The sequence below is a fragment of the Ruegeria sp. YTSC192 genome, assembly GCF_059609705.1.
Map to the genome: position 1 here is coordinate 22560 of NZ_JBXWMG010000009.1, position 26404 is coordinate 48963.

Annotated in this window: 20 protein-coding genes; 7 read left to right on the plus strand and 13 right to left on the minus strand. The window is 60.6% G+C overall.

The window, feature by feature from the left end; all coding sequences use genetic code 11:
• Positions 1–135: 135 nt before the first annotated feature.
• From ileS to AC2FD8_RS13575, 5 genes are all read right to left on the minus strand, one after another.
• Complete coding sequence (gene ileS, locus AC2FD8_RS13555) at positions 136–3048, minus strand: isoleucine--tRNA ligase (protein WP_496857089.1); 2913 nt, start codon at positions 3046–3048, stop codon at positions 136–138.
• Between the two features lie 229 nt (positions 3049–3277).
• Positions 3278–3988 (minus strand): VIT1/CCC1 transporter family protein, encoded by a 711-nt coding sequence (locus AC2FD8_RS13560; protein WP_496857087.1) that lies wholly within the window; start codon positions 3986–3988, stop codon positions 3278–3280.
• A 59-nt stretch (positions 3989–4047) separates the two neighbouring features.
• Positions 4048–5037: a YcjF family protein gene (locus AC2FD8_RS13565; protein ID WP_496857085.1), complete on the minus strand. Its 990-nt coding sequence runs from the start codon at positions 5035–5037 to the stop codon at positions 4048–4050.
• Positions 5030–5485 (minus strand): GNAT family N-acetyltransferase, encoded by a 456-nt coding sequence (locus tag AC2FD8_RS13570; RefSeq protein ID WP_496857083.1) that lies wholly within the window; start codon positions 5483–5485, stop codon positions 5030–5032. The genes AC2FD8_RS13565 and AC2FD8_RS13570 overlap by 8 nt, the downstream gene beginning before the upstream one ends.
• Positions 5482–6897, minus strand: coding sequence for a YcjX family GTP-binding protein (locus AC2FD8_RS13575; protein WP_496857081.1), 1416 nt, complete (start codon positions 6895–6897; stop codon positions 5482–5484). Before AC2FD8_RS13575 ends, AC2FD8_RS13570 begins: the two co-directional genes overlap by 4 nt.
• A gap of 107 nt (positions 6898–7004) precedes the next feature.
• Here AC2FD8_RS13575 and truA point away from each other — a divergent pair, with 107 nt between their 5' ends.
• Positions 7005–7769 carry a tRNA pseudouridine(38-40) synthase TruA gene (truA, locus tag AC2FD8_RS13580; RefSeq protein ID WP_496857079.1) on the plus strand — a complete coding sequence of 255 codons (765 nt, stop codon included), beginning with the start codon at positions 7005–7007 and terminating at the stop codon, positions 7767–7769.
• Positions 7770–7775: 6 nt separating this feature from the next.
• Here the strand turns inward: truA and AC2FD8_RS13585 are convergent, their stop codons facing one another.
• The 4 genes from AC2FD8_RS13585 to AC2FD8_RS13600 all read right to left on the minus strand — a co-directional run bounded on the left by AC2FD8_RS13585 (position 7776) and on the right by AC2FD8_RS13600 (position 11485).
• Positions 7776–8732 (minus strand): nickel/cobalt transporter, encoded by a 957-nt coding sequence (locus AC2FD8_RS13585; RefSeq protein WP_496857077.1) that lies wholly within the window; start codon positions 8730–8732, stop codon positions 7776–7778.
• A complete protein-coding gene (locus tag AC2FD8_RS13590; protein WP_496857075.1) occupies positions 8717–9364 on the minus strand; it encodes a DUF1007 family protein in 648 nt (215 codons plus the stop codon). The genes AC2FD8_RS13585 and AC2FD8_RS13590 overlap by 16 nt, the downstream gene beginning before the upstream one ends.
• A 73-nt stretch (positions 9365–9437) precedes the next feature.
• Positions 9438–10241: a thioesterase family protein gene (locus tag AC2FD8_RS13595; RefSeq protein WP_496857073.1), complete on the minus strand. Its 804-nt coding sequence runs from the start codon at positions 10239–10241 to the stop codon at positions 9438–9440.
• 8 nt (positions 10242–10249) lie between these two features.
• Positions 10250–11485: an acyl-CoA dehydrogenase family protein gene (locus AC2FD8_RS13600; protein ID WP_496857071.1), complete on the minus strand. Its 1236-nt coding sequence runs from the start codon at positions 11483–11485 to the stop codon at positions 10250–10252.
• A gap of 127 nt (positions 11486–11612) precedes the next feature.
• Here AC2FD8_RS13600 and AC2FD8_RS13605 point away from each other — a divergent pair, with 127 nt between their 5' ends.
• Positions 11613–12548, plus strand: a complete 936-nt coding sequence (locus AC2FD8_RS13605) for a 2-hydroxyacid dehydrogenase (protein ID WP_496857069.1) — start codon at positions 11613–11615, stop codon at positions 12546–12548.
• A 6-nt stretch (positions 12549–12554) separates the two neighbouring features.
• Here AC2FD8_RS13605 and AC2FD8_RS13610 read toward each other — a convergent pair whose 3' ends face one another.
• Positions 12555–12905, minus strand: coding sequence for a hypothetical protein (locus AC2FD8_RS13610; RefSeq protein WP_496857067.1), 351 nt, complete (start codon positions 12903–12905; stop codon positions 12555–12557).
• 209 nt (positions 12906–13114) lie between these two features.
• Here AC2FD8_RS13610 and AC2FD8_RS13615 point away from each other — a divergent pair, with 209 nt between their 5' ends.
• From AC2FD8_RS13615 to AC2FD8_RS13630, 4 genes are all read left to right on the plus strand, one after another.
• Positions 13115–13438: a hypothetical protein gene (locus tag AC2FD8_RS13615; RefSeq protein ID WP_496857065.1), complete on the plus strand. Its 324-nt coding sequence runs from the start codon at positions 13115–13117 to the stop codon at positions 13436–13438.
• A 54-nt stretch (positions 13439–13492) separates the two neighbouring features.
• A complete protein-coding gene (locus AC2FD8_RS13620; RefSeq protein ID WP_496857063.1) occupies positions 13493–14479 on the plus strand; it encodes a type I glyceraldehyde-3-phosphate dehydrogenase in 987 nt (328 codons plus the stop codon).
• A gap of 272 nt (positions 14480–14751) precedes the next feature.
• Positions 14752–16557 carry an autotransporter assembly complex protein TamA gene (locus AC2FD8_RS13625; RefSeq protein WP_496857061.1) on the plus strand — a complete coding sequence of 602 codons (1806 nt, stop codon included), beginning with the start codon at positions 14752–14754 and terminating at the stop codon, positions 16555–16557.
• A complete protein-coding gene (locus tag AC2FD8_RS13630) occupies positions 16554–20633 on the plus strand; it encodes a translocation/assembly module TamB domain-containing protein (protein WP_496857060.1) in 4080 nt (1359 codons plus the stop codon). Before AC2FD8_RS13625 ends, AC2FD8_RS13630 begins: the two co-directional genes overlap by 4 nt.
• Before the next feature lie 51 nt (positions 20634–20684).
• Here AC2FD8_RS13630 and AC2FD8_RS13635 read toward each other — a convergent pair whose 3' ends face one another.
• Positions 20685–21197: a thioesterase family protein gene (locus tag AC2FD8_RS13635; RefSeq protein WP_496857058.1), complete on the minus strand. Its 513-nt coding sequence runs from the start codon at positions 21195–21197 to the stop codon at positions 20685–20687.
• A gap of 181 nt (positions 21198–21378) precedes the next feature.
• Between AC2FD8_RS13635 and AC2FD8_RS13640 the strand changes: the two genes are divergently transcribed.
• Positions 21379–21744: an eCIS core domain-containing protein gene (locus AC2FD8_RS13640; protein ID WP_496857056.1), complete on the plus strand. Its 366-nt coding sequence runs from the start codon at positions 21379–21381 to the stop codon at positions 21742–21744.
• A gap of 101 nt (positions 21745–21845) precedes the next feature.
• Here AC2FD8_RS13640 and fdhF read toward each other — a convergent pair whose 3' ends face one another.
• Both fdhF and AC2FD8_RS13650 read right to left on the minus strand, forming a co-directional pair.
• Positions 21846–24632: a formate dehydrogenase subunit alpha gene (gene fdhF / locus AC2FD8_RS13645; RefSeq protein ID WP_496857054.1), complete on the minus strand. Its 2787-nt coding sequence runs from the start codon at positions 24630–24632 to the stop codon at positions 21846–21848.
• A gap of 14 nt (positions 24633–24646) precedes the next feature.
• Positions 24647–26350 carry an NAD(P)H-dependent oxidoreductase subunit E gene (locus tag AC2FD8_RS13650; protein ID WP_496857052.1) on the minus strand — a complete coding sequence of 568 codons (1704 nt, stop codon included), beginning with the start codon at positions 26348–26350 and terminating at the stop codon, positions 24647–24649.
• Positions 26351–26404: the final 54 nt, after the last annotated feature.

A 26404-nucleotide genomic window follows, 5' to 3' on the forward strand; every position in this document is an offset into this window, starting at 1 on the left:
CCGAAGGCTGACAGTCTTTTCGGGCAAAGCGCAACCCATATCGCGCCGCGCCCGCCCCTTCTTCTGTTCAAAAATACCTCGGAGCGCGAGGCAGAGCCTCGCAAAAGGCGTCTGCAGGTCGCGCTCCGGGCCGTTTTACGTCAACGCGTCGTTGCAACGTCCGCAGACACCCGGATGCGCATGCAACCCGACGTCAGGCAGGATTTTCCAGCAGCGTTGGCACTTAGAGCCTTCCGCCTTTTCGAATACCACCGCGATACCTTCGATCTCGGGCACGCGGAACGCCTCAGCCGGGGCCGGATCGCCAGCAACGGTCAGACCCGAAGTGATGCACAGATCGTCCACATCAAATGTCGCCAACAGTGCAACTGTGTCCTGATCTTCGACATACACGATCGGAGCCGCTTCGAGGCTGGACCCGATCACTTTGTCCTGACGCTGCACCTCCAGCGCGGCGGTCACCGCACGGCGCACGCGGCGGACCTTGGCAACGGCCTCTTCCAGCTCGGTATGACGCCATTCCGCCGGTGTTTCCGGGAAATCCACCAGATGGACCGAGCTGTCGTCACCGGGGAACCGCTCCAACCAGACCTCTTCCATGGTGAACACCAGAACCGGTGCCAGCCAAGTGGTCAGGCGATGGAACAGGATATCCAGCACGGTACGCGCAGCCCGGCGACGCAGGCTGTCGCCGTCGCAATACAGCGCGTCCTTGCGGACGTCGAAATAGAAGGACGACAGATCAACCGTGGCAAAGGTGAAGACCGCGCTGAACACGCCCTGGAAATCGAAAGACGCATAGCCCTTGCGCACCTGTTCATCCAGTTCCGCCAGACGACTCAGCACCCAGCGTTCCAGACGCGGCATATCCTCAGGCGCGACGCGATCCGCTTCGGTGAAATCGGCCAAAGACCCCAGCATGAACCGCATCGTGTTGCGCAGGCGGCGATAGCTGTCGGCGGTGCCTTTCAGAATCTCCGGCCCGATCCGTTGGTCGGCGGTGTAATCGGTCTGAGCCACCCACAGGCGCAGGATATCGGCACCGTATTGCTTGATAACCTCTTCCGGCACGATGGTGTTGCCCAACGATTTGGACATCTTGTTGCCCTTGGCGTCCAGCGTGAATCCATGGGTCACCACGTTACGATACGGCGCGCGTCCCTTTGTACCGCAAGCCTGCAGCATGGACGAATGGAACCATCCGCGGTGCTGGTCGGTGCCTTCCATATAGACATCGGCGATGCCGTCCTCGGTGCCGTCCTCACGGTCGCGCAGAACAAAGGCATGGGTCGAGCCCGAGTCGAACCACACATCCAGCACGTCAAAGACCTGATCATAGTCGTCGGGGTTGACGATGCCGTCGAGGATCTTCTCCTTGAACCCGTCAGTGTACCAGATATCCGCGCCGTCCTTCTCGAACGCAGCCTTGATACGCGCGTTCAGGTCCGCATTGCGCAGCAGGTAATCCGCGTCGGTGGGCAGCGCCCCCTTCTTGGTGAAGCAGGTCAGCGGCACGCCCCAGGCGCGCTGGCGCGACAGAACCCAATCCGGGCGCGCTTCGATCATCGAATACAGACGGTTACGTCCGGTCTGCGGCGTCCATTTCACCAACTCGTCGATGGACCGCAGGGCGCGTTCACGAATGCTATCCCCCATCTCGCCCATGCCATCGTCCAGCTTTCGGTCTACGGATGCAAACCACTGCGGCGTATTGCGATAGATGATCGGCGCTTTCGAGCGCCACGAATGCGGATAGCTGTGCTTGATCTTGCCGCGCGCCAGCAACCCGCCAACCTCGGCCAGCTTGTCGATGACCGCCTTGTTCGCGTCACCTTCACCGCCCTTGCGGGACAGGATGTATTTGCCACCAAAGAACGGCAGATCGGCGCGGAATGAGCCATCGTCCATCACATTGTAAGTGATGACCTGTTCCAGCATGCCCAGATCGCGATAGAGTTCGAATTCCTCCATCCCGTGCGACGGCGCGCAGTGGACAAAGCCAGTGCCCTCGGTATCGGTCACGAACTCAGCGGCGCGGAAATCGCGGATGTCGTCCCATTCGCCATTGCCACCTTCAGCCCCGGCCAGCGGGTGGGTCAGTTGTACGCCTGCCAGCTCATCGCTGGTCACATCACGGACGCGAGTCCACTGGTCGTCGTTCAGTCGCGCACGGCCCAGCACATCAGCGGCCAGATTGTCGGCCAGCAGGAACTTGTCACCCACGGCGGCCCAGCATTCCTCGGGCGCGCCGGTCACTTCATAGAGACCGTATGAGATGTCCTTGCCATACACGACCGCCTTGTTCGACGGCATGGTCCATGGGGTCGTCGTCCAGATCACAACAAATGCGTCATCCAAGTCACCGGCATTCACGACCTTGAATTTCACCCAGATGGTGAAGCTTTCCTTGTCGTGATACTCAACCTCGGCCTCGGCCAGAGCGGTTTTCTCGATGGGCGACCACATAACCGGCTTCGAACCCTGATAGAGCGTGCCGTTCATCAGGAACTTCATGAACTCGTCGGCGATCACGGCCTCTGCATGGTAGTCCATCGTGATGTAGGGATCGGGCCAGTTACCGGTGATGCCCAGACGCTTGAACTCTTCGCGCTGGATGTCGATCCAGCCTTCAGCGAACTTGCGGCATTCCTGACGGAAGTCGACGATGTTCACCTCGTCCTTGTTCTTGCCCTTCTTGCGGTACTGTTCCTCGATCTTCCATTCGATCGGCAGACCGTGACAGTCCCAACCGGGCACATAGCGCGCGTCGAAACCCATCATCTGATGCGACCGCACGATCATGTCCTTGATGGTCTTGTTCAGCGCGTGGCCGATATGCAGGTGGCCATTCGCGTAGGGGGGGCCATCGTGCAACGTAAAGGGCGCCCGGCCCTCTTTCTCGCGCAGGCGGTCATAGACGCCGATCTTTTCCCAACGTTCCAGCCATGCGGGTTCGCGCTTTGGCAATCCGGCGCGCATGGGGAATTCGGTCTTGGGCAGGTTCAGCGTGTCTTTGTAGTCAGGCGACTGGGTGGTGTCGGCGCACATTGGGGGCGTCCTCAAAGTGATCTGGTGGATGATCTGGTCGTCGTATGGATCGAAGCGGTCGGTGCGAAATCTCAAACACCTTTGCCCGGCGTCTCAGAGGGTCAGAGCGCCGGGGATATAATTCGAATAATGATGGCCATACGGTCATACATGGTGGCGCTTATAAGCCGCCCATGCCCGATGGTCCAGAGGCTCTGCCCCATGCGACGAATGGCGCTGCACCCAAGGGTTAAGGATGAAACAACGACCCCACGAAATAGGCGATCGCAGCAGCCGCGCCGCCGATAGCAAACGTCTCCAGCCCCGAACGCCACCACGGAGTCAGCGACCACCGGCTTTTCAGCGCTCCGATGGCAAAAAACACCCCCATGGTCATGCAGGCAGAGAGTGTGAAAGCGTTGTCCAGAGCCAGCAGAAACGGCAGCAGAGGAACCATCCCGGCCACCAGAAAGGCCAGAAACGTGGCCATCGCAGCCTTCACGGGATGCGGGTCAACGCTGCCAAGCCCGTATTCGCCCTCGATCATCAGGTTGATCCAGTTTTCGCGGTCCGCGGTGATAGTCTCTGTCGCATCCTCTAGCACCTGCCCGGACAAACCTTTCTGCGCAAGGATCTCGCGCACCTCATCACGTTCGCCATCTGGGTAGAGCGCGATGTGACGCTGTTCGATTGCTCGAATGCGTTTGATATTGTCCAATTCGGCCTTGGTGCCTGAATAGTTGCCGACTGCCATTGAAAACCCGTCGGCCAGCACATTGGCCAAGCCCAGAGCGACAATTACGAAAGAGGACAAGCCCGCGCCTGCAACACCGGCAACGATCGCGAATGTGGTGACTGAGCCGTCGATGCCGCCATAGACAATGTCACGCAAAACGCCCCGCCCGGGCGGGTCGCTAATTCTCTGTTCGATTTCTTGCTGGCTGTGACCGTGATCTGTCATGGCTCGCTTTCTGTCACATTCACTGTGACGAATGGCATGCCATCCCGCTTTGCGTCAGATCAAGTCTTACTGAACAGCCCCTGCAACGCCCTTTTGATCATCGTTCGGACGGACGGTTTGTGACGATCTGAGAAGGGCAAAGGGCGGCACACCTCCATCGCGGCCACTCCGACGCGGGCGCTGAGTGCACCGTTCACCAACCCTTCGCCAAAGCGGCGCGACAGTTTACTGAGGACCGAGCCGCCCAAAACGGGTTCCAACAAGTCGTCGCCGACAGCCACCGCACCGGTCGCCACCAGATGCACGAAAACGGCGCGCGTCAGGCGCCAGCTGCCCAGAAATCCGGCCCGCCCGCCATAGATCTCGGCCACCCGCCGGATCATCCGCAACGAGGCCGCAAGGGCCGTGACCACATCCGCAAGCGCCAAAGGCACCAAGGCCGTGACCGTGGCCACCTGACGGGCTGCCGCCTCAACCTCGCGACTGGCGGCGGCGTCCAAGGGGGCCAACAGTTCATCCTCGGCCAAGGCTAACAGGCCAGAGGCGTCGAATTGTTCTGACAGACGCTCGGTCAGCCGATCACGGCCCCACTTGGTCTCATCCTGGCCCTTGTAGAATGCAATCAGGCGGGTCGTGACCGCGCGCGCCTTGGCCAGATCCGCGTCTGCCAAGGCCTCATCCGCTGCACGGCGCAATCCGTCGACGCGGGACAGGCGACCAATTGCAGCCAGTTCACGGACGGCGATGATCAGTGCGACAAGGACCAACGCTCCGATCAATCCGGTGACGACCCAACCCAGAATGGGCGCGCGCGCGATCAGCGAGGTCGCGAAGTCCCAGGCGGCGACCGAAATCGCAGCCCCGACCACCGCCAGCGCCAACCCCCAGAACCAACGCGCCAAGGCCGAAGGTTTGCGGGCGGCAAATCGCGCCGCGCTTTGCATGGCCTGGCCTTGCGGCGGCACCAGATCGGGTACCGGAGGGGCCTTGGCCACGTCGGCGGCGGGCTCATCTGTTTCGAGGTCGATCAGGACCGGACCTTTAGCCATTCTCTGCCCCTTTACTACGCCAGACATATTTGATGTCAGGCAGGTTTTCATCGTTGTCCGCCCCGTCGCTCCGGGCGACCTCGGCAAAGCCATTGCGCTCATAGAACCTGCACGCGCCGGTGTTGGCCTGAAAGGCAAACAAAGTCAGGCAACGGTGCTGCGCCTTCGCGTGATCCAGCAGCCGCTTGCCGATCCCCTGCCCGCGCGCAGCGGGCGTCAAATACAGCGAATGCACATCCGATCCGTTCAGGGCCAGAAATCCAACTACCACGTCCGAGACCTCGGCAACTGTAACCCAACCCTGGTCAATCATACGGCCGCAAAAGGCGATGGTTTCGGCGCCGCTGTGGAGGTCGGGCATCCAGTCATTCTCGCGCGAAAACCCATACAAGATTCCCCCGGTCGTACCGGCATCGGTGCTGCGGGCGGGGCGGAGGGTGACAGTCACAGCCGGTCTCCGATCAGGAACTGCGCGGCTCGGTCCAGCCGGATATGCGGCGGGCCATCGCCGGGGCGCAGCGTCAACAGGGCGGGGGCGAAGGCCATGAAACCATAGTCATCGCCAAGCCAAGCCTCGGCCCCGTTCCGGGCCGGGCCGAGCAGATGAGATGGATCATCCGGCAGCTCTCCGGGGTAGAACGCGGCTTGTTTGCCGCTGTCCAGCAAGGTGCCCCGAACGCAGGGCAATTCCGTTCCTTTGTGGCTGCGCATCTCTTCGGTGGTGGCGCGCAGTGAAGCCAGCGACAGGGCCGCCGTTTCAGCACCAGCAAAGCTCGCCCGGTCCCGCGCCTCACGGGTCAGTGCCTCCATGATCGCGGTCAGTCGGGGGTGTTGTGTGTGGTGCAGGTGGTCGGCCTTGGTGGCCGCAAACAGAATGCGCTCGACCCGTTTGCCCAGCAACAACTGGCTGAGCCACGCGTTACGGCCCGGCCGGAACGCCGAGAGGATATCGCCCATAGCGCGACGCATATCCTCGACCGCTTGCGGACCTTTGTGGATTGCGCCCAACGCATCGACCAGCACAACCTGACGGTCTATGCGAGAGAAATGATCGCGGAAAAACGGCTTTACCACTTGGGATTTATAAGCCTCGTAGCGCCTCTCCATCTCGCGCTGCAGGGTACGACGGCGCGAGGGGTCGGAGACTGGCAAAGGCGCAAAGGTCAGAACCGGAGAGCCTGCCAGATCGCCCGGCAACAGAAATCGACCCGGCGTACAGTCGTAGAAACCAGCGTCCCGCGCCGTGTTCAGATAGGTCGTGAACGCAGCGGCCAGAGCCTGCGCGGTAGGCTCATCATGCGTCGCCGTCAGGTCGGTGCCTCGGGCCTGCGCCAGAAACTCGGCCGCCTCAGGACGGTTTTCGATGCGCGACAGCGTCTCTTGCGACCAGTCGGCGTAGGATTTGTCCAGCAACGCAAGGTCCAGAAGCCACTCGCCGGGATAATCCACGATGTCCAGATGTACGGTGCGCGGTCCCTGAAGCCCTGCCAGCAAACCGGCGGGTCGGGCCTTGAAGGACAGGCGAAGTTCGGACACCGCTCGGGTGCTTTCAGGCCAGTGCGGCTGCGGGCCAGTCAGGTCGGATAGGTGGGATTCGTAGTCGAACCGTGGCACCGTGTCGTCGGGCTGCGGTTGCAGGTAGGCCGCGTTGATGCGCCCCTCTTGCTGCGCAACCAGGCCGCTCATGCGGCCCCGGTCCAGCAGATTTGCCACCAGCGACGTGATGAAAACCGTCTTGCCGGAGCGCGCCAGACCGGTGACGCCCAGACGGATGACAGGCTCGAAAAACGTCTCGGACACGCTGTCGCCGATGGTTTCGACGCCGCGCACAAGACTGTCTGCCAGGGATGAGATGACCAAATTGTCGCCCCGCAATAATCGTTTCGCCCAAGATAGGTAGCCGCTGCCGGACATGCCAGCGCTTTCGCCCCCTTGCCCGTTCGCGCGCCGCGCGCTACCAGCGGCCCATGCCCAGATATGCTTTGAAAGTCGAATACCAAGGGGAGCCGTTTGCCGGATGGCAACGCCAGAAAGAGCTGCCCTCGGTTCAAGGGGCCATTGAAAGGGCCCTATCCCGCATCCAGCCGGGCGATCACACCATTGCCGCCGCCGGGCGCACCGATGCGGGTGTGCATGCGCTGGGGCAAGTGGCACATTGCGATCTGGTCAAGGACTGGGACCCCTTCCGCCTGTCCGAGGCGTTGAACTATCACCTCAAGCCGCAGCCGGTGGCGATTGTTCAGGCAGCGCGGGTCGACGATGACTGGCACGCGCGCTTTACGGCGGTTGAGCGCCAGTATCTGTTCCGCATCCTGATGCGCCGCGCGCCAGCAACCCATGTCAAGGGTCAGGTCTGGCAGATCAACCATCAGCTGGATGTTGGTGCCATGCAGGCGGGTGCGGATATGCTGATCGGGCGGCATGATTTCACCACCTTCCGATCCTCGATCTGTCAGGCGGCCAGTCCGGTGAAAACTCTGGATGAGTTGCGAGTGGAGCAGGTACAGGGCTTTTCCGGCCCCGAGGTGCATTTTCACGTGCGGGCGCGGTCATTCCTGCACAATCAGGTGCGCAGCTTTGTGGGAACGCTGGAACGTGTTGGCGCGGGGACTTGGTCGCCCGAGGATGTGCGCGACGCGCTAGAGGCCGAAGATCGCGCCGCCTGCGGGCCGGTTTGCCCGCCACAAGGGCTGTATCTGGCGCGGGTTGGTTACCCTGATCCGGTTTTCTAGATCGCTTTAAATCGCGCGCAACAACAGACCGCTGGCGATCACAACGATCACTAGCCCTGCCACCAATTCGATGGTCGGGGCCAGTATCGACGCAAATCGGGTGGCCGAGGCCGAGGCAAGCAAACCACCCCGCAGGCCAAAGGACGTCCAGCCGACCAGCGTTGTGACCGTCGCGGTGCCCAGCGCCATCGCGAAAGCTCCGGCGATACCAACCATGGCAATGCCCATCTGCCAGGTCAGGATCAGCACGAACAATGCCCCGGTACAGGGACGCGCGGCGATACCCGCGATCAGCACAAGCGCCTCACGCAGTGACCCGACATTGGCGACCTCTTCCGCGCTTGGACCGTGGCGATGGCCGCAATCCGAACAGACCTCATCATGGTGATGATGATGGTCGTGTTCCTCATGGTGGTGGTCGTGGTGATGCTTATGCGCGTGAGAATGCCCCTGCGCGGCATCACTGCGAGAACGTCGCGCGAAACTGCGCATCCCGCGAAAAACCAGCCACAATCCAATGGCCGCGATGGCCGCATAACTGATCGGAGCCATCACCTGCTCGGTCGTGCCCACAAGCGTTTCACGAGACAGCTGGAATATCAGAACCCCGGCGTAGACCAAAACTACCGCCGTTACGGCCTGCCCGAGGCTTGACAGCACACTGATCGCCGACAAGCGCCAGAACGCGACTTGGCGGCCCAGACCGTAGCCTCCGATCAGGACCTTGCCGTGCCCCGGACCGATGGCATGAAAGAACCCATAGGCGAAACAAACGGTCAGGAGCGTTGCCACCGCCTGAGGTTGTTCGGCGCGGGCCGCCCGAAGGGCACGCGCGATCTGATTCTGAAATTCTCGCTGTTCGCCAGCCGCCCAGGCCGCAAGGCTGTCAAACCCGCCGCTGCCCCAGAACCACAAAAGCAGGCCACAGGCGATGGCAACGGGAACAATCAGGTATTTGGACATGAAATCAAAATCTCGGTCGCAAAGCTTTCGCCGACAAGCGGGATATCGTTTTCCTCAAGATCGTATTCTGCATCGAGGGTCAGCAGAAAGGCCTGCATCTGCGCCAATTGGCCATCGATATCCGGATCAACCCGTTCAAGCAGACAGGTCGCCGGGCCAGACACGGTGACAGGGCGGGTGACGTCATAGGCGGTGTAATAGCTTTCGTCGAAGGCCTTTGCCGAGATCGCTTCGGCCGGGACCGAACCGCCTTCGACAGCGCGCAGATGGGTGGTGACGATGCGTCCGTCTTCGGTCGAGGCATGCGGCTCCAACGGGCCAGACAGGGCAACCGGGGCACCACCAGCGGTCACCACCAGATCGCCGTTGTAGCCTTCGATCCATTGCGCATCAAAACCGGTCAGGAACTGCTGCTCGCTTTCGGTCAGCGCGCCGTCGCCATCCTGATCCAATCTCATGTCCTCCAACTGAAGCAGCGAGAACAGCTCATCATAGGCCCAGGTCACGCGGACGTGGGTCAGCTGCCCGGCTTCGTCCACGATGAACTCCAACCCGGTGTCGATGAAGACATGCGGGTGGGCCAAAGCCGGGATCGGCAGGCAGCAAGTCAGGAATGGGAACAACCAACGCATAAGGGCAAGATAAGCGCCGAGGTACCTATCGGCAATGCGATTTCCGGTCACGATGCAGAAACTGGCCGACTGGTCACTTGGGCGGGAACAGAACCAGCGTCTGCAAGGCCGTCCCGACCGGCCCCTGCCTGTCATGCAGCACCGACTGAGACATCCCGATCCCCGAGGACTGCCAATGCGAAACTGATTGAGAGGCCATCCAATCCGAGGTGGGTTCCCGGTGGATGTTGATGGTCAGATCAGTGTTCATGAACCCCATCTCAGCCGTTGGGGCATTCCATGAGATCCCATTGCCGCAATCCCCCAAGGCACAGAGCGATTGGATCGGCGATTGAACCTCGCCCTCCAAAAGGTTCGGGGTCCGCATCCACACGGTTTTCGGCCCTACGCCCTGCCTGTCGCCCGCCCCGTATCTGATGTCGCTATAGTGCGCGAAACCGGGCAGATCATGACGCAGCTCTCCGATCGGGAAAGGGCCTTCGACCGCATCTTCGAACCGCAATGGCAGCGTTTCGACATTGGGCACGTCGCCCAAATCCCGACGCACCACATGCATCGTGGTTGCCGTTGCACATAAGGTGTCGTCCAGATCATGCACCGTCACCCGTGTGGTCGCGAGCGTTCTGGTATGGCGCGTGGTCTCAGCCGCGACGCGCAGCCCGGCAAGGGGCAAGGGGCGCAGCAGATCGACCGTCAAGCGAGTCAGCATCTTCTCAGGCCCGATCTCAGTTTCAGCCGCGCGCACAATCAGGCCGCTCACCGGCCCTGCGTGACAATGCTCCGCCGACCAGGGACCGCGCGCCGGGTCATTGCCGACAAAAGCCCCATCCTCTCGCTGATGAAAATAAGAGAGATCTTCGAAATCATAAGTAGCCATCCGGGGCGTCAGACCTTTTCCTGAGTGTATTTCCTAAGCTCCGCACGCGCGACCTGACGGCGATGCACCGCGTCCGGCCCATCGGCCAGGCGCAATGTGCGGACATGGGTCCAGGCATTGGCCAGCGGCGTATCCTGACTGATCCCTTGCGCCCCGAACATCTGCACGGCCTCGTCAATGACTTTCAGCGCGACTTTGGGCGCGATCACCTTGATCTGGCTGATCCATGGTGCTGCCGCACGCGCATCACCCTGATCCATGAACCACGCCGCTTTCAGGCATAGCAGACGGGCCATTTCGATCTCCATCCGGCATTCGGCGATGATGTCGTAGTTGGCCCCAAGCTGCGCCAGCTTCTTGCCGAACGCCTCACGCTGCAGCGACCGTTTGCACATCTGCTCCAGCGCGCTTTCGGCTTGACCGATGGCGCGCATGCAGTGGTGAATGCGGCCCGGTCCCAACCGACCTTGCGCGATTTCGAACCCACGCCCTTCGCCCAACAGGATGTTTTCAACCGGAACCCGCACGTTGGTGAATCGGATGTGCATATGGCCGTGGGGTGCATCGTCGTGACCATAGACCTCCATGGGCCGCAGAACCTCGATCCCCGGTACATCAGCTGGCACCACGATCATGGACTGGCGCTGATGTTTCGGCTGATCTTCGCCCCCCGTTTTGACCATCACGATGTAGACCTTGCAGCGCGGATCACCTGCGCCCGAAGACCACCATTTCTCACCATTGAGAACATAGTCATCCCCATCCCGCACACAGGACATTGACACATTTGTGGCATCCGATGAGGCCACGTCCGGCTCGGTCATGAGATAGGCTGAGCGGATCCGACCGTTGAGCAAAGGCTTCAGCCATTGCTCTTTCATTTCCTCGGTGCCGTAGCGTTCGAACACCTCCATGTTGCCGGTATCGGGGGCCGAGCAATTGAATACCTCGGCACCAAGGGGCGTCTTGCCCATCTCTTCGGCGAAATAGGCGTATTCGACCGTTGTCAGACCAAAGCCCTTTTCGCTGTCGGTCAGCCAAAAGTTCCACAGCCCGGCGGCCTTGGCCTTGGCTTTCAAACCCTCAAGAATTTCCGCCTGACGGTCGGTGTATTGCCAACGGTCGCCCTTGCCGATTTCGGCCTGATATTCCTCTTCCAGCGGCATGATCTCATCGCGGATCATATCTGCGACACGCTGCAAAAGGGCGCGGTTTTCCTCGCGCAGGCCGAATGACATGTTCATGAACGCTCCTCCGTTGCCCATCTGTTCGGGCTTTACCTTCGCCTGAAGAATGGCTTAGCTGCCCAGACCCTGTCCAGTTCCGTGACGGAACGTCACCTCCAATCAAATTCCAATACATGAGGCACCCATGGCACTTTTGATCGAAACCGGCCTGTCCAACTGGATCAGCGATGCGGATTTGGCCAAAGAGGTCCTGCGCCAGTCGCCCGGCGCTGATGTCCGCACCCCGGACACGATCGGGGATCCAACCGAAATTTCCATGGTGGCGGTCAGCACGCTGCAGGACGCGCATCTTGAGCGCCTGCCCAACCTCAAACTGGTGCAGAAACTGGGCGCTGGCGTGGAAACCATCGTAGGTAACCCGCAATTGCCCGATCATATCCGCGTCGCCCGCCTGAGACCGGACGCTCCGGCACAAGAAATCGCCGAGTGGTTTCTGGCCCATATCCTGCGCGCCCAGCGCCATTTAGAAGAGTATGAGGCCGCCCAGCGCCGGTCCGAATGGTCGCCAAAAGCGCCGCGTATCACATCAGACACAAAGGTCGGTGTACTGGGTCTTGGCACGATCGGCACGCGCACGGCCCTGATGCTGAAAGGGCTTGGCTTTCAGGTTATGGGCTGGAGCCGGTCTCCCAAGCAAATCGACGGCGTGACCTGCCTGCACGGACAGGATGCCCTGCCCGAATTGCTTGGTCAGTGCGACTACGTCTGCGCCATCCTGCCCTCGACCCCGCAAACCGTCGGGCTGTTTGGTGCCGACATACTGGCCGCGATGAAACCCGGCAGCCAGCTGCTGAACGCAGGGCGTGGCGATCTGATCGACGAAACTGCACTGATCGCCGCACTGGATACAGGTACACCCGGCCACGCTGTTCTGGATGTCACCTCGCAAGAGCCTTTACCGCAGGACAGCCCCCTTTGGCAGCATCCCGGCGTGACGATCACACCGCATGTTTCGGGCTGGCATCTGGGGGACGCGCTGGCAGACGTGGCCAGAAATTTCGAACGGCTGACTGCGGGACAGCCGCTGCTGCATGAGATCGACCGAGGCAGAGGCTACTAAACCGAATCAGGGCGTCAGCAACCAATTCCCGTTGGCGTCCTTGCACCGGCGCGTCCGAACCTGCCGGTTCTGCTCCTCACCGCCGGGTTCAACGGAATGCTGCAGCGAGACGCAATTCCCCTGAACCGCGCCGATCCGCACGGTGCCTTTCGAACCGGTTGCGTCATTGGTCCATGCGCGTTCTTGCCCAACGGCCGGAGCGCCACTGGACAGTAACGCGGTCGAGGCCGCGCTCAGTACTTCGAAATCCTGCGGGCTAAGGCCCATTTCCGCAATAATCCGTGACAGAGGTTTGGCCTGAACCGCCCCAACCGTCAGAACTACAGCCGCCAAAACCAAAGAAATCCGGGCTTTCATCTGTGCCTCACATGACTGAAATCAATTTGTCCTCAAGGATATACCCCAGCGCGGGCGGGGCCAAGCCCCGCGCGGTTTCGCCTTCAAAATATCCCAATTGCGCGGCTGAAACGCGCAAAGGTTCTGCAAATTTGACCCATAAGGGTTCACAGCAGCACCCAAATCTGGTGAAATTGGAGAATTCTCATTTGAGTTTAGGAGCTTGCATCATGACACTGCGTCTACCCCTTCTGGCCCTGACCGCGATTGCCACCTTGACAGTTGCGGCAACCGCCCCAGCCATCGCCAAGGAAGAGACCAGGTCCGTCGTGGTCCTCAGTCGCACATGGGCGGTGACCCAAGTCGCGCAAGAGCCGGTGATCTACCGCGCCACGCGGGACAACAACAACCTCAACCCGTTCGGCCCGCCACCGCGCCTGCGCACCCTGCAGGCCATTGCCGCGATCCAGCAGGCCACCGGCTGCAGACCCATCGTGGCCAGCATGTATCAGAACATCTCGGGCCAGTTTTTCTCGCAGGTCAGCTGCAACTGAAATTGGTACAATACTTTCATTGAGGTCGCCTGAGACGCCTGCCATAGCTTGCGCATGAAACTCGCGATCAATGGATTCGGCCGTATTGGCCGCACGATCCTGCGGCAGGTTCTGGCCTTGCCGCAAGGATCGGATATCGAGCTGGTGTTGATCAACGACATCGCACCGCTGGCAACCTGCACCTACCTGTTCAAATACGACAGCACCTTCGGCCCCTATGCCGGAGACGTCTCTGAGGGTAACAGCGCGCTGGTCGTGAATGGGCAGTCAATTCCCATGACCCATAGCTCTGATCTGGCGAATATAGACCTGTCTGGCGTGGACGTCCTGCTGGACTGCACAGGTATTGCACGTACATCCGATGTAGCGCAGCGCGGGTTGGCTGCCGGGGCGGGCAAAGTGCTGATCTCCGGCCCCTCGCCTGCCGCCGAAGTGACCGTTGTGCTTGGCGCCAATGAGGATCAACTGGGCGGCGCGCATCTCGTCTCGAACGCCTCCTGCACCACCAACGGGCTGGCGCCTCTGGTCCGGGTTCTGGATGACATCGGCGGGATCACCACGGGCCACATGACGACGATCCACTGCTATACAAACAGCCAACCGATGGTGGATGCCCCACGCGGTGACCTTGCACGCTCGCGCGCTGGCGCATTGTCGATGGTGCCGACCACGTCAAGCGCGATCCACCTTATCGACGTTGTTCTGCCGCATCTGGCGGGGCGTATCTCGGGCGCAGCGGTACGGGTCCCTACGGCCAGCGTTTCGGCCATCGACCTGATTGTCACGCTGGACCGCAGCTTTGAAGCAGAGGCCTTCGACAAAGCTCTGCGCGATCACGTCAACGCCTCACCGGTGCTGGGATGGACCGATATGCCGCTGGTTTCCTCCGATCTGCGGGCCCGCCCCGAGTCGCTCGTCATTGCCGGGCCGGAAACCCGCATGGTCGGCAAGAACCAGGTCCGCGTCTTTGGCTGGTATGACAACGAATGGGGCTTTTCGGCACGTATGCTGGACGTCGCCCGCCTGATGACCGCTAGCTGATTCGTCGCAACCGCAGCGCGCACAGCGCGCTGCCCGGCCCAACCGGGTCGGTTGCATCTATGATGCAACCAAACCGGGCGGGAGCCCTCCCGAGGCACGCGGCCTTCCCACCTCGGCGACACTGGTGCAACACAATTGCCGGTCTCATTCACAACCTAAACGTCAAAATCTCTTTTCCTGACCGGCCTCAAATGCTCTAACATGAGTTCAATCAGCCGTGATCCGACAGCGCGGCCAAAGTGTTTTCGAGTTGAGGCAATTGGAGCCATTTAATGCAGGGCAGCAGACCGCAACGCCGTCTGACAGGGTGGCTTTTGGCAGCGATGACAGCCTTGGCCCCGACGGGCCTGATGGCCCTTGAAACCAGCCTTGTCGCACCGGGGGCCTCTAAAGCACTGAAAGAGCGCATCGAGGAAACCTCATCCGTTGCAACCGCCGATTCACGCGGGTTGGACACCCCTTTGGAAATCCTCTCGGCGGCCCTGTCAGACTATCGCACCATTGTTCAGATTCTGTACGACGAGGGGTATTTCAGCCCCGTAGTCAGCATCAAACTGGACGGCAAAGAGGCCGCAGACCTCAGCACGTTAAGCGTTCCGGGGCAAATCAATCGCGCCGTAATTTCCGTTGAAACCGGTCCAAGCTTTCGGTTCGGAAAGGCAATCGTACAACCTGTCGCCCCCGAGACGGAACTGCCGGAAGGTTTCGCACCGGGGAAACTCGCAACTACGGGTGCAATCCAGCGGGCGACCTCGGCCGGGGTGCAGGGGTGGAAGGATGCCGGCCACGCAAAGGCCAAACTGGCAGACCAAACCATCATCGCCCGCCATGCGCAGGCGCAACTGGACGCTCAAATTGATCTGGATCCGGGCCGTCGCCTGACCTTTGGCAAAATGTTCATCAAGGGCGACACCGACGTCAAACACCGCTCCATCGAAAAAATCGCAGGCTTCCCGAGCGGTGAGGTCTACTCTCCGGCTCAAGTCCAGAAAGTCGGTACGCGCCTGCGCCGGACCGGTACGTTCAGCGTTGTCTCGATCACGGAACGCGAGACCCCGAACCCCGATGGCACGCTGGATTTTGATGCCACCTTCGAAGACCTGCCCAAACGCCGCCTGACCTTTGGGGTCGAGCTGGCCTCGCGCGATGGGTTGGATTTGACGGCGACATGGACCCACCGCAACGTCTTTCGCCGGGCCGAGCGGCTGCGGTTCGAGGCCGCCCTGCGCAATATCGGCGGGGCCGAAGATTTGGACGGGCGGATCGGTCTGAGATTGGACCAACCCGATCGACTGGGACCTGATGACAACACGTTCTGGAACGCTTTGATAGAGCGACGCAATACGGACAATTACAACGTCACCATCGCCTCACTGGCCTACGGTGCGCGGCGCACGTTCTCAGACAAGCTTTATGCCGAAGTGTCTGCCGGTTTTCAGTGGTCGGATGCCGATGATGCCTACGGAGATGGGCGGAAATTCCGATACTTCGTTGTCCCCCTTCGGTCAGAATGGGACGAGCGCGATAGCAAGGTCAGCGCGACACGCGGGTTCTATCTGGACGCGCAGGCGACACCCTTCGCCGGGCTGTCCGGAACCGAAAGTGGCATTCGCCTCTTCGGAGACGGTCGGGCCTACACCAGTCTGGGTACTGGCGGAAAGCTGGTTCTGGCTGGGCGCGTGCAAATAGGGTCTGTCATCGGCCCGTCAGCGGATGGGGTTACACCCGACTTCCTGTTCTTCTCGGGCGGCGCCGGGACCGTGCGCGGGCAACCATATGAAAGTCTCGGCATTCCGGTGGGCTCGGAAATCGCGGGCGGCAAGTCGTTTCTGGGCTTTTCGGGCGAGGTGCGCGGCAAAGTCACCGACAGCCTGTCATTGGTCGGGTTTTATGACTACGGTATTGTGGATACCTCATCCTTCGTAGGTAGCGGCGCCGAGGATCACGCCGGTGCCGGTCTGGGTGTACGCTATGATCTGGGCGGATTTGGACCGCTGCGCTTTGATCTGGCTTACCCGGTTCAGGGCGATACTGGCGACGGGCTGCAATTCTATATCGGGATTGGACAGGCATTTTGAAACGCTACCTCGCATATCCGCTGCTGATCGGCACGCTGACCTGTGTGCCCCCGGCGCTGCACGCGCAAGAGGACGAAGGCGGCAGCATGATCGAGCGATTCCTGCAGGACACGCTGTCGGGTGATGATCAGAACGTCACCGTCACAGGCCTGCAGGGCGCGCTGAGCTCGCGTGCGACCATTGCCGAGATCACTGTCGCTGATGACGAAGGCGTCTGGCTGACCATCAAAGATGCCGAGCTTGACTGGAACCGTCTGGCGCTGATCCGGGGGCGGTTCTCGGTCAACGCGTTGACCGCGCAGGAAATCGACATCGCCCGCACCCCCGGCGCCACGACCAAGGAGGCCCCGCCCCCTTCAGCCGAGACCTCCCCGTTCCAACTGCCCGAACTGCCCGTCGCGATTGAAATCGGAGAGCTTCGGATTGATCAACTGGCCTTGGGCGAACCCTTGATCGGCGTTGCCGCTGATCTGAAGGTCACCGGCGACCTGTCGCTGGCTGATGGAACATTGGATACCAGTCTTGACATCACCCGCTTGGACCGCGCCGGAGACGAAATAACGCTGAAAGCCGGGTTCCAGAATTCCAGTAGCCAAATTGACCTGGACCTGAGCGTGGTCGAGGCCTCGGGCGGCCTTATCTCAACGGCTTTGAAAATCCCTGACAGCCCGCCTATCGGATTGACGGCGAAAGGCTCTGGCCCGGTCACGGATTTTACCGCCGATATCAGCCTCAGCAGTGACAGCCAGCCACGCGTTTCGGGTCAGGTGCGCCTGCGTGCCGCCGAAAGCGGTGCGGCGGATGGGATCGCGTTCACCGCCGATCTGGGCGGTGACCTGACGCCCTTTGTCGCCAGCGATATGGATGTTTTCTTTGGCACCGACACGCGACTGTTTGTCGATGGCCAGACCCAGCCGGAAGGCGCACTGAACATCAGTGATCTGGAATTCACGTCTCAGGCGCTGAAACTGGAAGGCCAGTTGGAACTGGCCTCGGGCGGCACACTGCAATTGGCCGCTCTGCAGGGTCGCATCACCCCGCCTGAGGGCGACAAGGTGGTCCTGCCCGTCTCGGGCGGAGCGACATCGATCGAGGCGGCGCAAATCTCGGCCCTGTTTGACCAGCAGAATGGTAATCTGTGGGACCTGAGCCTGACAGCCAATGGGCTGACGACGGACCAGATCAGCCTGCGGCGCGCGCAAATCGCGGCTCAGGGAAGTTTGGAGCAGGGGGATGCCTTCAGTCTTGATGGTGACCTGCAAGCCGCGCTTGACGGATTAGATCTGTCCGACCCCGCCCTGAACACCGCGATTGGCGACCGGATCACGCTGGACGGCCTGTTCGAATATGGCAGCGACCAGACACTGAACCTGTCCGGGTTTGAGTTGATCGGGGCGGACTACACGCTTGACCTCGACGCGCTGATCAGCGGGTTGACCAGCGGCCTGAATATCGACGGGTCAGCGAAGCTTGACGCATCGGACCTGTCGCGGTTCTCGGATCTGGCAAAGCTTGACCTCGGCGGAGAGGTCTCGGCAACGGTCGAAGGCAGCGGCTCTCCGTTGGAGCGCGGTTTTGACGGGAAAGTCACCGTCAAAGGCAGCGACCTGTCCACGGGACGAGACGATATCGACCCGGTCATCAGGGGCGAGACCACGATCACGCTGGATGCAAAACGTGGCTCGGACGGCGTGACGATCCGGGACTTCACATTGATCGCAGATGCCGCGCGGGCACAGGCTGCAGGCACCGTGACGACACCGGATGGGAACCTGTCCATTGACGGACAAGCAACTGTCAGCGCGCGGGATTTGTCGGTTTTCTCGGGCCTTGCCAAGCGTGATCTGGGCGGGGCGCTACAGGCCAGCCTGAACGGCAAAGGCACGATCCAGACGCTGGAGTTTGACGGGACGGCGAGCTTGACGGCGCGGGACATCAAGACCGGGATGGATGATCTGGACCCGCTTCTGGCCGGGCAAACATCTATCGAGTTCGATGGGGCGCTGTCACAGGAGCAGATCGAAATCCGTCAGGCCACAATCAATGGCCGCGCTCTGACGGCCGAGGCTGTTGCAACGATCACAGCCCCTACGGGCGAACTGGCCGTCGACGGGCAAGCCAAGGTGAACGCGCCGAACCTGTCACTGTTCTCGGGCCTCGCCGGACGCGAACTGGCGGGGTCAGTGAAGGCCCAGATGCAGGGCAAAGGCGCGATGGGCAGCAAATTGTTCGATGTACAGGGCACAGCCGAAGCCAACGACATCCGAACCGGTATCGATCAGTTGGATGCGCTGGTTTCAGGCCGCACGACCCTAAACGTGGATGCCGAAAACACTGACGCTGGCATGAACATCCGTACATTCCAACTGAACGGCACGGCGCTGACGGCAACCGCCTCGGGCAAGCTTGATCGCGAAAGCGGCGGGCTGAGCTTTTCGGCGATGCTGGATGACCTCAGCCGATTGTCCTCTACGGTGTCCGGCCCTCTGAAACTGGATGGCAACGTCGCGCCAGCACAGTCGGGGCTGGAGGGTACCGCGCGCCTGCAAGGGCCTGACAGCTCGTATCTGAACGTGGTCGGATCGGTCGAGACGAATGGCTCGGCTGATCTGGATTTTGAGGCGAAACTCAATCAGGTTGAACGCTTCGTTCCCGACTTTCCGGGCACAATCTCGGCCGAGGGAACTGCGAAACGCGATAACGGCGTCTGGACGATCTCGTCAAACGCGACAGGCCCCGCCGATCTCAGCGCCGAGCTGTCCGGCACGTTTGACGAGGGTTCAGGCCTGGCAGATGTAACCGCCCAAGGCGGGATCAATCTTGGTATCGCCAATGCTTTCATCACGCCCAACAAGATCGAAGGCTCGGCCCGCTATAATCTGGCGCTCAAAGGCCAACCCGGGCTGGAGGCACTGTCGGGGACGATCACAACCTCGGGCACGTCTTTTGCGATTCCAACTGCGGGACAAACAATCACAGGGATTGGCGGGTCGGTCGATTTGGCGCAAGGTCGTGCTACGATTGGCATCAACGGCGCCATGCGCGCAGGCGGAGGGTTCACCGTCAGCGGCCCTGTCGACCTGACCCCGCCCTTCAACGCCCAGATCACGACGACGTTGAACTCCCTCGTGCTGACCGACCAGCTGCTCTACGAGACCACGTTGAACGGTCAGATCGCGCTGACAGGTGCCTTGACCGGCAACAGCAGCCTGTCGGGTCAGATCACATTTGGCGAGACCAACATCAACCTTGCCGCCACATCCGGTGCCGTCGGCGCCGCCGCGATCCCGGACATACAGCATGTAGGCGAAAATCGCGCTGGCTACGTCACCCGCGAAAGGGCGCAATTGATTGCCAAAGACGAAGAAACCAAAAGCAATTCACGCATTGCACTGGACATCAACTTGCTGGCCCCCAAAGCCGTCTTTGTGAGGGGGCGCGGCGTGAATGCTGAATTGGGCGGGAATATTTCAATCGGTGGCACAACGGCATCGATTGTTCCCTCGGGCCAGATCGAACTGCTGCGCGGCAATCTGGACATTCTGGGGCGCAGGCTGGCCCTGACCAAAGGGATCGTCACACTGCAAGGCGACCTGACCCCATATATCGAGTTCGAATCCTCGAGTAGCACATCGGACGGAACCGCCACCATCGAGATCGCCGGACCTCTGGATTCGCCCGAAGTCAATGTTTTCTCGGACCCGGAACGCCCAACCGAAGAGGCGTTGGCCATGCTGCTATTTGGCAATCGGTTCTCGGAACTTTCCCCTTTTGTCATCGCACAGATGGCGGCCTCATTGGCGCAACTCAGCGGGGCGGGCGGTGATGCGACCAAAGGCCTGCGTGACGCGACCGGCGTTGACACCGTCGATATCGGGGCCACCGAAGGCGGTGCCGGTCGTCTTGGCGCGGGCGCGTATCTCAGCGATAATCTGTACACGGATTTCACCGTCAACACCGAGGGCGACACCGAAGTGAACCTGAACCTGGACGTCACGGATAACTTAACTGTCCGGGGCACCGTTGACGGACGCGGAGAAACCGGGATCGGGGTATTCTTCGAACGCGATTACTAAAGCGTGACAGGGTATTCGTGTCACGGGTTTAACCCAAAACGCGAAAACAGATTACTTCCGGCGAATACCAATCGGCTGGCCAATCTGTGATGCCAGAGGAAGCGCCTTGTGATCTGCAACCATCCGCGCCAACCGACGGACTGCCCATTCCGGATAGGGCGCAGACCGCCCCGTCGCGTGGCTGACATTCATGAACAGAACCTCTTGCGTGGCACAAACCGTTTCATCCGGGATCGAGATCATCTGCCCGAAATAGTGCCCTCGTTTATGGTCTGCATCCAGCAGGCGAAATCGAAAGTGAATCACCATGTCCGGGGTGATCTCATGCAGGAATTGCATATGCGACTGCAACACAAAGGGCCCCTGCCCCATTGCGGCGACTTGCGGCTCGCCCAGACCCAGATGTTCGACCAGCAGACGCTCGAACGCGATGTCAAACGCCACCCCATAATAGCCGACATTCATATGGCCGTTATAGTCGATCCAGCCGGGATCAAGGGTGAAGTCGGTGATCTCGACGGGTGCAGGGTACGGGCCGTCATGTCCGCGATTGTTTTCGGGCATCTGGTGTCCTTTCTGATCTTCTCCGTCAGAAGACCATTGAACCGGCGACGAATCCAGATCAAGCGATCTGTCCCCTTAGCAATGCACGCAAATAAACCTTCATCAATGTGAACAGCGACACTGACGGATGATACCGCCAGAATGTATTCAGGACGAAAGGAACCTTGACGGGACAACCACTATGAAACCGGAAGAAGCAGAAAAGATCGTCGGGTCGCTCAAGAACAAGAAGGCCAAATCGAAATCCATCGACGCCGAGGTCACGGGCACGAAAAAGACCAAGCTGAGCAAGAAAATTCGCGACAGCCTTGAATCTGCTCTCGGCGCAAAACTGTCCAAAGTCCAAATCCACGTTGGCGGCAACGTCCGTGATATCTGCAAGAAACTGAAGGTCAAAGCCTTCACCAACGGCAACGACATCTATTTCGCCAAAGGCAGTGACGCAAAGAACGGCAACCTCATCGCCCATGAGCTGACCCATGTGGTGCAGCAGTCGAAAGGGCGCATGCCGAAACCCCAAAAGGGTAAAGTTCTGGTTTCGAAATAAGCCCGGACGACTGGCACAAGAAAAAGGACCGCCGCGCATAACGCGCGACGATCCCGATTGAAGACCTGTGCGGGGCCGAGGCCCCGCTGGTTCAGGTCAAATTACTCCGCCGCGATGGCGTCTTCGATCTTTTCGACCCGGATCGCCGAGAACTTGAACTCGGGGATTTTGCCATAGGGGTCGATGGCCGAGTTGGTCAGGATGTTCGCCGCTGCCTCGACATAGGCAAACGGGATGAACACCATATCCTCGGCAATCGCACGGTCGGCGCGCGCCATGATCTCGATCGAGCCGCGGCGCGTGGTCAGACGGACCATTTCACCCGGCTCAATCCCCATCAGTTTCAGCGTGCGGGGGTTGAGCGAACAATTCGCCTCAGGCTCAACCGCGTCCAAAACCTTGGCGCGACGCGTCATCGATCCGGTGTGCCAATGTTCCAACTGGCGACCGGTGGTAGCGATCATCGGGTATTCGTCATCCGGGGCCTCATCCGGCGGGATGACGCTGGCCGGGGTGAACCGGGCCTTGCCGTCCGCACGCGGGAAACCGTCACCGAACACGATCGCCTGACCCGGGTCTGTCTCGGACAGCGACGGATAGGTGATGGTCTCGGTCTCCAGACGCTCCCACGTGATGTTGTCCAGCGACGCCATTGTCAGCTTCATCTCGTTGAAAACCTGCGACACCTCGGTGTAATCCCAGTTCAGCCCGATGCGTTGCCCAAGTTCGACGGTGATCTTCCAATCCTCACGCGCCTCGCCCGGAGGGGTCACGGCCGGACGCACACGCTGTACCTGACGGTTGGTGTTCGACACGGTGCCGTTCTTTTCATAAAGCGCCGAGGCAGGCAGGATTATGTCGGCATAATTCGCAGTTTCGGTCAGGAAGATATCCTGCACGATCATCAGCTCAAGCTTGGCCAGAGCGTCGCGGGCGTGGCCAACATCGGGGTCGGACATGGCCGGGTTTTCACCCTGTATATACATCCCCTTGATGTTGCCTGCATACGCCTGATCGATGATCTCGGTGACGGTCAGGCCCTTCTCGTTCGAGAAATCACGTTCGTCATTCCAGACACTGTTGAACTTGGCCCGGATAGTGTCGTCCATGACCGACTGGTAGTCCGGCAGGAACATCGGGATCAGACCGGCGTCCGAGGCACCCTGCACGTTGTTCTGACCCCGCAGCGGGTGCAGGCCAGCGCCGGGTTTGCCCACATTGCCGGTCATCAGCGCAAGGCTGATCAGGCAACGAGAGTTGTCAGTGCCGTGGATATGCTGGCTGACGCCCATACCCCAGAAGATCAGACCGGCCTTGGCCTGCGCAAAGGTGCGCGCGACGCGTCGCAGCTGATCCGGTTCGATGCCACAGATTGGCGACATCGCCTCAGGCGTGAACTGGCGCAGATGCTCTTTCTCGGCTTCCCAGTTCTCGGTCCAGCGGTGGATGTACTGGCTGTCATAAAGCTCTTCTTCGACGATCACGTTCATGATCGCGTTGAGCATCGAGACATCGGCCCCCGGACGGAATTGCAGCATCTCATCAGCAAACTTGCGCATGCCGACGCCGCGCGGGTCCATCACGATCAGCTTGCCGCCGCGTTTGGCGAACTGCTTGAAATAGGTCGCCGCAACGGGGTGGTTCTCGATCGGGTTCGAGCCGATGATGATCGCCACATCCGCGTTTTCGATCTCGTTGAAGGTCGCGGTCACAGCGCCCGAGCCAACGTTCTCGATCAGGGCCGCAACCGACGAGGCGTGGCACAGACGGGTGCAGTGGTCGACGTTGTTGTGCCTGAATCCCTGACGGATGAACTTCTGGAACAGGTACGCTTCTTCGTTGGTGCATTTGGCCGAGCCAAAGCCCGCAACGCTGCGCGGGTCTTCTTCGCGCAGGGCCATCAGCTTGGTGGCGGCCAGATCCATCGCTTCTTCCCAGCTCGCTTCGCGGAAATGGGTCGACAGGTTGCCGGGATCGACGTTCAGGCCCTTTTCAGGCGCGTCCTCACGCCGGATCAGCGGCGTGGTCAGGCGGTGCGGGTGGTGGATATAGTCGAAGCCAAAGCGGCCTTTGACACACAAACGGCCTTCGTTGGCGGGGCCGTTGATGCCCTCGACATACTTGACCTTACCGTCCTTGACCTTCAGCGAGACCTTGCAGCCGACGCCGCAGAACGGGCAGACGCTTTCGGTTTCAGAATCGTAGTCCTTGCTGTCACCCTTCTGCTGGTCATCCAGCACGGTGGCGGGCATCAGCGCACCGGTGGGGCAAGCCTGAACGCACTCACCACAGGCCACACAGGTCGAATCGCCCATCGGGTCGTTCTGGTCGAACACCACCTGCGCGGTATGACCACGACCGGCCATGCCGATCACGTCATTCACCTGCACATCACGGCAGGCGCGGACGCAGAGGTTGCAGTTGATGCAGGCGTCCAAATTGACGCGCATCGCCACGTGGCTGTCATCCAACAGCGGGATCTTTTCGGCCTCTTTGGCCGGGAAACGGCTGTCGCTGACATCGTTCAGCTTGGCCATATCCCAAAAGTGGCTGGAGGTGTCGTGGGCCTCTTCCGGCTGATCGGCGACCAGCAGTTCCATGACCATGGCACGCGATTTCTCGGCCCGGTCGCTGTCGGTCTTCACGACCATACCGTCCGCTGCGGGGCGGATGCACGAGGCGACCAGCGTGCGCTCGCCTTCCACCTCGACCATACAGGCGCGGCAGTTGCCGTCGGGTTTGTAGCCCGGCTGCGGCTTGTGGCAAAGGTGCGGAATGGTGAACCCTTGGCCCTTGGCGGCTTCCCAGATGGTCCAGCCTTCGGGCACGGTGACATCTTCGCCGTTCAGGTTGAAGGTGACGGTCTTGTTTGGGCTTGCGTCTAGCATGGCTCTGTCTCCCCTCAGATTTCGTCAGCGAAATGTTTTATGACAAGGCGGATCGGGTTCGGAGCAGCCTGCCCCAGACCGCAGATCGAAGCATCGCCCATAACCTGGCACAGATCTTCCAGCAGATCGGTGTCCCATTTGTCGGCCTGCATCAGCTTCACCGCCTTTTCGCAGCCTGCCCGACAGGGCGTACACTGGCCGCAGCTTTCGTCTTCGAAGAAGCGCAGCATGTTCAGCGCCGCATCGCGGGCGGTGTCTTGATCGGACAGAACCACCACGGCCGCCGAGCCGATAAAGGTGCCATGCGGTTGTAACGTGTCGAAATCCAGCGGGATGTCATCCATCGACGCAGGCAGCAGACCCGAGGACGGGCCACCCGGCTGATAGGCTTTGAAGGTCTGGCCTTCGGCCATGCCACCGGCAGCCTCAATCACGTCCAGAATGGTCGAGCCAGCGGGCAGCAGATAGACGCCCGGTTTCGCAACGCGGCCCGAAATCGAGTAGCTGCGCAGGCCCTTGCGGCCATTCTTTTCAACAGAACTCAGGATCTGCGGCCCTTCGCGGCAGATCTTCGAGACCCAATACAGCGTCTCAACGTTGTGAACCAAGGTCGGGCGGTTGAACACGCCAACCTGCGCCACGAACGGAGGACGATGGCGCGGCAGGCCTTTCTTGCCTTCGATCGATTCAATCATCGCGGATTCTTCACCGCAGATGTAAGCACCAGCACCCCGGCGCAGGTCGATATAGCCCGGCTCAACAATCCCGGCTTGCTCCAACGCGGCGATCTCACGGCGCAGAATTTCCAGCACGGCCGGATATTCGTCGCGCATGTAGATAAAGCAGGTCTCGGCCTCGACCGCCCAGGCGGCGATCAGCATGCCTTCCAGGAAGACATGCGGCGTGCGCTCAAGATAGTAGCGGTCTTTGAACGTGCCGGGCTCGCCCTCATCGCCGTTCACGGCCAGATAGCGCGGGCCTTCGTTCATGCGAACAAAACCCCATTTCTTGCCCGACGGGAAGCCAGCACCCCCCAGACCGCGCAGGCCCGAGGACAGAACGTCTTCCTGCACCTTCTCCCAATCGCCGCCCTCGCGCAGCTCTTTCAGTTTGGCGTAGCCGCCATTGGCCTCATAGGCGGCAAAGGCTTCGTAATCGGGCAGATGCGCATGAGTGTCACCGGCAGCAATCGCGGCCTGCACCTTTTCGGGGGTCGCGTGGTCGAGATGATTATGACCGATCTCAAGCACAGGCGCGGTATCACAGCGGCCCATGCAGGGCGCGCGGACAACACGGACCTGCGAGGCATCCAGACCATCTTCCAGCGCTTTTTGCAGCTGCTGGGCGCCGGCCATTTCACAGGACAGGGAATCACACACCCGGATCGTCAACGCGGGCGGAGGCGTCTCGCCCTCTTTCACCACATCGAAATGGGCATAGAAGGTCGCAGTTTCATAAATCTCGGCCTGACCGATGCGCATCTCGACCGCCAAGGCGGCAATGTGGTCGGCGCTGATATGGCCGTGTTCGTCCTGAATCAAATGCAGGAATTCGATCAGCAGATCGCGGCGACGGGGGCGATCCCCCAGCAGGCGCGCAATCTCGGTCTGCGCCTCATCCGTGAACTGACGGCCTTTGGGCGTGTGCCGCCCTTTGCCTTTACCTGACTTCCAGACGCCCTTGGGTGCGCCTGATGGCTTGGTATCTAATGGTGCCATGATGCCCTCCGATTGAGGCTCCGTGTCTCATCAGTTTAGCATATCGTCAAATCG

Excerpts from the sequence above, each read along its gene's own strand:
- ileS (WP_496857089.1), bottom strand. The coding sequence starts at position 3,048 with ATGTGCGCCGACACCACCCAGTCGCCTGACTACAAAGACACGCTGAAC.
- AC2FD8_RS13560 (WP_496857087.1), bottom strand. The coding sequence starts at position 3,988 with ATGACAGATCACGGTCACAGCCAGCAAGAAATCGAACAGAGAATTAGC.
- AC2FD8_RS13565 (WP_496857085.1), bottom strand. The coding sequence starts at position 5,037 with ATGGCTAAAGGTCCGGTCCTGATCGACCTCGAAACAGATGAGCCCGCC.
- truA (WP_496857079.1), top strand. The coding sequence starts at position 7,005 with ATGCCCAGATATGCTTTGAAAGTCGAATACCAAGGGGAGCCGTTTGCC.
- AC2FD8_RS13585 (WP_496857077.1), bottom strand. The coding sequence starts at position 8,732 with ATGTCCAAATACCTGATTGTTCCCGTTGCCATCGCCTGTGGCCTGCTT.
- AC2FD8_RS13590 (WP_496857075.1), bottom strand. The coding sequence starts at position 9,364 with ATGCGTTGGTTGTTCCCATTCCTGACTTGCTGCCTGCCGATCCCGGCT.
- AC2FD8_RS13595 (WP_496857073.1), bottom strand. The coding sequence starts at position 10,241 with ATGGCTACTTATGATTTCGAAGATCTCTCTTATTTTCATCAGCGAGAG.
- AC2FD8_RS13600 (WP_496857071.1), bottom strand. The coding sequence starts at position 11,485 with ATGAACATGTCATTCGGCCTGCGCGAGGAAAACCGCGCCCTTTTGCAG.
- AC2FD8_RS13605 (WP_496857069.1), top strand. The coding sequence starts at position 11,613 with ATGGCACTTTTGATCGAAACCGGCCTGTCCAACTGGATCAGCGATGCG.
- AC2FD8_RS13610 (WP_496857067.1), bottom strand. The coding sequence starts at position 12,905 with ATGAAAGCCCGGATTTCTTTGGTTTTGGCGGCTGTAGTTCTGACGGTT.
- AC2FD8_RS13615 (WP_496857065.1), top strand. The coding sequence starts at position 13,115 with ATGACACTGCGTCTACCCCTTCTGGCCCTGACCGCGATTGCCACCTTG.
- AC2FD8_RS13620 (WP_496857063.1), top strand. The coding sequence starts at position 13,493 with ATGAAACTCGCGATCAATGGATTCGGCCGTATTGGCCGCACGATCCTG.
- AC2FD8_RS13625 (WP_496857061.1), top strand. The coding sequence starts at position 14,752 with ATGCAGGGCAGCAGACCGCAACGCCGTCTGACAGGGTGGCTTTTGGCA.
- AC2FD8_RS13635 (WP_496857058.1), bottom strand. The coding sequence starts at position 21,197 with ATGCCCGAAAACAATCGCGGACATGACGGCCCGTACCCTGCACCCGTC.
- AC2FD8_RS13640 (WP_496857056.1), top strand. The coding sequence starts at position 21,379 with ATGAAACCGGAAGAAGCAGAAAAGATCGTCGGGTCGCTCAAGAACAAG.
- fdhF (WP_496857054.1), bottom strand. The coding sequence starts at position 24,632 with ATGCTAGACGCAAGCCCAAACAAGACCGTCACCTTCAACCTGAACGGC.
- AC2FD8_RS13650 (WP_496857052.1), bottom strand. The coding sequence starts at position 26,350 with ATGGCACCATTAGATACCAAGCCATCAGGCGCACCCAAGGGCGTCTGG.